Genomic DNA, 4400 nt, shown 5'->3' on the forward strand with positions numbered 1-4400 from the left:
GCCGGTCCCTGACACCAGCACAGCTCTAGCCCACTGATTCAGGAAGGACAGATACACCACTTTCTCGGACTTGACCATCGCTGGGGCTACTTAGGTCCGATCCCCTTCCAGGTCAAGGAAGCTGAAATAGGGGACATCCTCAACAGTTTCTCCAACAATCCCGAAGACCCTATTGCTGATTTTGTCGAGATCTTCCTCGTTCTTTTTTCGGACAGGGAAAACAAACTCTTGCTTTATTACGTAAGCTCGAAGATCCTCAAAATCGCCCCTACCTGCTGCTTCGATAGCTAGATTATAGTCGTCTTCTTCGGTTGCCACTGCAACGGGAGAAAAGTCATCCAATTCGTGAAATTCTTGAGCGAAGGAACTTTTAAACCGCTTTATCAGCCTTTCAAGTTCCGGTTGAGAGCAGTACAAATGCAGCTCTTCAACGAATTTCTGCTCAACTATTCCGTCCTCGAAGGAGTTTGCCGTCATGAAGAAACCTTTTCGCTCGCTATCCGCAGTCGCTATTAGCCTAATGATCGCCCTTTCCGGGGCGCAGGGAACAGCCAGCCCACCGTCACGCGCGGCTAACGCACACGAGTCCACCGGCCGATAAAAATCGCCCAGTACACGTGTCCATCATGCGCGTGCCGGGCGACTTTCACTTTCAGTGTTTAGGATGCTGCGAGCTTTTGGGCGCGCTGGTAAGACACTCCGAGGACTGTTCCCATATCTCGCACGGTCATTCCAGCGTTTCTCATTGCAACAGCGAGGTCATGAGTGCTTGCCTGTGCCGCAGCGGTCAGTCGTGCCGCTTCTTCGCGTTCTTTTTCGGCGCGAGCTTTCATTTCCGCAAGGCCCGGTGGGAGAACAACATCAACAACAATGTTGAGTTCGTCTGGGTCTAGGCCTGCCTGAAAGGCCAGTGCTTCGCGCATCTCGTCGGCAGCATTAGCCAGCCGCTTAGTTTGGGACACTGCCCCTAGTTCGGCGCATTCGAGTACCCATACTCCGCTGGTTCCGCGTTCTGCGGTTACTGTGTATGTCGTGGTCATTACCTCCACCAGCCTTTCCCTAATTCTTGGGCGTATTGGTCGAAAAACTTCTTGACTGTCACATCGTCAATCTCACGGTGCCTACCTAAGGTTCGGGTTGTGTTGCCTACCCGATAAGCGTCATGGCGCGATAGGGCGATTTCCTCAAATTCAAGACCGCGCCGCTTGGCTTCCGCTTTCAATTTCTTGATGACGGCGTTTCGCTTCATAACAGTAGTCTACCGACGGGAGACTAAACAAGTCAACCACGGGTAGACGGTTTTCTTGATTATGTTCCTTCGTCAATTGAACTGGGGACTACCTTGCAAGCCCACCGTCACACGCCGCTAATCCCGTGCTCTGGTTAGGGGCGCTCCCACAGCTCCACAGAGACCGGGTTACGTCAGGCCTTACTGGTTGAGGTACTTATACAGTGTGGTGCGCCCAATCCCGAGTCGGCGGGCAACCTCCGCTTTCGGAATACCAGCGCTCACCCACCCGCGCGCCTGCGCTACTTGTTCCTCATTGAGGACTTTCGCACGCCCCTTATAAACGCCGCGCGCCTTGGCTTTCGCGATACCTTCGGCCTGGCGCTCACGAATAATCGAACGCTCAAACTCCGCCACCGACCCGAGTAGGCCAAGCATGAGCTTGGCCACCGGACTGGAATCTAATGAATAGGTCTGTCCTTCTTTGAGGAACTTGACGGATACTCCGCGTTCGGTGAGTTCATCGACCAGGCGGTGCAGGTCGATAAGCGAGCGGGCAAGCCTATCCATACTCACCACAATGAGTTGATCGCCGGCACGAAGATAATTAAGCGCCCCATCTAAGCCGGGGCGCTGGGTGGACGAACCACTCACCGTGTCGGTGAAGACGCGGAAGACTTTTTCCTTCTTCAACGCCGCCAACTGTCGGTCGAGATTATGTTCTTTGGAACTAACACGCGCGTAACCAATTTTTTGGCCCGCAACCACCTCTGGCTGTTCGGGAATGTCTAGAGGTAGTGACGGTTCTGTTTCATTACTCATAAACCCACCCTAGCGAACAGCGAGTTAAACACGATGGATGTAATTCTTAAACTGTTCGCTTAGAGTGTAGCTTATAATTCTTCCCGGCCTGACCGGGCTGGATGTTAGATATCCAGCAAACAAGGGTCAGGCCCGTTTTCCGTCAATCAGACCATTAAGTCGACGGTTCTGGCCGTGTCGGGTAGCAGCTATTTACGATGACCTGATGGCGGATACGAGTCATCTCGTATTAAGTGGTCAAGTTCCTTCATGACAATAGTCAAAAGGAAAATCCTTTAATCCTGCATCCATATTTGATTCGAAGCATCATTAAAATCGAGCAAGTCGTTCCATGTAGAAGGAACGAAACTTTTCCTATCTGTTTTCAACCAAGTGATACGGTTTGGATCCTCAAAATCGAGTTCTTTAAGAAATGGTTCACCAGCAATTTCGTATGCCCATAAGTCGTGGACATTTTCATACTCAACCGAGTATTCTCGAAAAGTTCCCTCAGGGTGGAAGATGGCTTCAAACCCCACAAAGGCTGTACCGTTAGGTGTTTCTACTTTCAAAATAATGTATAAGAAGGTATTAATCCAAGCTGCGGCGCCATGGAACCTTGGCAATGATGTGGCGGCTTCACCCCTAAACTTATTTTCACTCAAAGCATCCTTATTAAGGATTTCCGCCAAACAAAATGCAGCAGTCTTTAAATCAAAATGACGCTCTGGGGTTACTGCCATTTCCATAAATCCAAAGTGGGAATATCTGTACTAAACCAGCTGGGGGCCTTGTCGCTCATTCCGTGAGTACCAGTATTGTGAACGGGATACATAGTAGTAATTCCGCGTGGCTCTGAAGCGTTTCCACGAGGTTTCGGCTCAACAATCGCACGGTATGTAAAAGATTCACCAGTGAGCCGGCAAACTGCTCCTACCGGATCAGAGCATTTGACTTGATAAACATCTTCTTCATATTTCATAGAAGGGCCCTGAACCTCTCGTACACAAGAGTTATTAAGCACGGTTTTTATAGACCACAAACTCCAAATGTTGTGTTTATGAACAATTTTGTCGTATCCCCATGGATATTTGTCCGTCGTGTTAAACCATCCACGTCGCAGGAGTATGGGCTCACCACACATATCCCTAGTCTCCAGAAGAAGTTCATCGGTGTAGTCATTGCCTCCAGCAGGTCCGCTGCCTTGTAGGGTAGGTGTATCTTGCTCGAGCCCTGCCCCAGGGAGGTACTCTGGGAAAAACTTTTCTAGCTGGAAACCATAAATTTTTCCTTTTTCAAAGGACTGCTGCTTCCACCCCTCTTGAAAATCTTGTGGATCTCCGGTGGGATACCCCTGATCTTCTCCGATTGCTTCTGCATACACCCACTGCAGTAGTACATCGCCTGTTATAGCGTGAGCGCCGAATTTGGGGTGCCAAACCATAATTCCTTTTTGGAAAAGGTTGTATCGCCCAATCCCGTCAGGTGTTTTTTCTTCGCTGCTGATAGGGAAACCTAAGGTACTCTTTTGGGCTCCCATGTCCTGCCATTTGTCATAGATTCGCCCCTGAATTCCTGCTTGTACTGCAGGAATGGAGTTTCGTGTGTAGATGTAGCCACCTTGGTATTTCTGCTTATACCAGCTATCTCCGAGAGCGATATCATTGGTCATTGGGTACCCGAAGTGCCCGCGTTCCCAACCATGCTTTGCCCACACGACGGTTGCAGGAATGCTAACAGTATGAGCACCTGTCTTTGGATGCCAATAGATAAACCCGTTGACGAATTCGGACCTTTTACCAATACCGTCAGGATTCGTTAGCTCGTTGCTTTTAGGAAACGTTAGAAAGCTTTTCGGTCCGCCAACGGAATCATAAAGTTCCCGGATTGCACCGCATACTTCAAAAGGAGAAGGCCAGTAAACTTTGCAACCTGGGGCAGAATTTAGGGTCGGATTATCTTCTTCTTGCAGCTGTGCTTCTTTTGTTTCTGCAAGATCCGCCTCTTCTTTGGTGAAATCACCCGGTATTTCTTCCCTATCGCTACGCATCTCTCCAGGGCGTACAGTAGATTTAGGAGACTTCGTCGGAATCCACTCGGAGACCTCTTCTGGTGAAAGTTCAGTCTCTACAGTTTCAGACGAGGCCCCCTTAGCCCACTCTGGCAATACTGGAGTGGGGTACTCATCTGACGTTTCTTTACTGTCGATTTCCTCTACGGAATTTTCACTAGAATCAGCAGGAAAAGCACCCTGTGACACTGATGATGATAATGAATCAGAAAAAGATGATTGTGCGACTGCAGTGCCGGGAGTGGTACTGATTAATAAGCTTGCTGAGACGAAAGCAAGGAGTTTGCGTGAGAGAGCTTT

At 49.5% G+C, this 4400-nt stretch carries 6 protein-coding genes; all 6 read right to left on the reverse strand.

Going from position 1 to position 4400, the window contains the following annotated elements:
• Positions 1 to 90 precede the first annotated feature (90 nt).
• Entirely contained in the window at positions 91 to 477 is a 387-nt protein-coding gene (locus tag QQS52_RS11370) for a hypothetical protein (protein WP_472773945.1), read from the reverse strand.
• Positions 478 to 659: 182 nt separating this feature from the next.
• Positions 660 to 1040 carry a hypothetical protein gene (locus QQS52_RS11375; protein WP_005532314.1) on the reverse strand — a complete coding sequence of 127 codons (381 nt, stop codon included), beginning with the start codon at positions 1038 to 1040 and terminating at the stop codon, positions 660 to 662.
• A complete protein-coding gene (locus QQS52_RS11380) occupies positions 1040 to 1249 on the reverse strand; it encodes a hypothetical protein (protein ID WP_049063700.1) in 210 nt (69 codons plus the stop codon). Before QQS52_RS11380 ends, QQS52_RS11375 begins: the two co-directional genes overlap by 1 nt.
• 180 nt (positions 1250 to 1429) lie before the next feature.
• Positions 1430 to 2050, reverse strand: a complete 621-nt coding sequence (locus tag QQS52_RS11385; protein WP_472773946.1) for a recombinase family protein — start codon at positions 2048 to 2050, stop codon at positions 1430 to 1432.
• 275 nt (positions 2051 to 2325) lie between these two features.
• The gene (locus tag QQS52_RS11390) at positions 2326 to 2778 is read right to left on the reverse strand and encodes a hypothetical protein (protein WP_035104384.1); all 453 of its coding nucleotides are present in this window, start codon (positions 2776 to 2778) and stop codon (positions 2326 to 2328) included.
• The coding region (locus QQS52_RS11395) for an LGFP repeat-containing protein (RefSeq protein WP_472773947.1) at positions 2763 to 4400 on the reverse strand (1638 nt) is incomplete at its 5' end. The genes QQS52_RS11395 and QQS52_RS11390, both read right to left, overlap by 16 nt.

Source organism: Corynebacterium sp. 1103A (assembly GCF_055700955.1).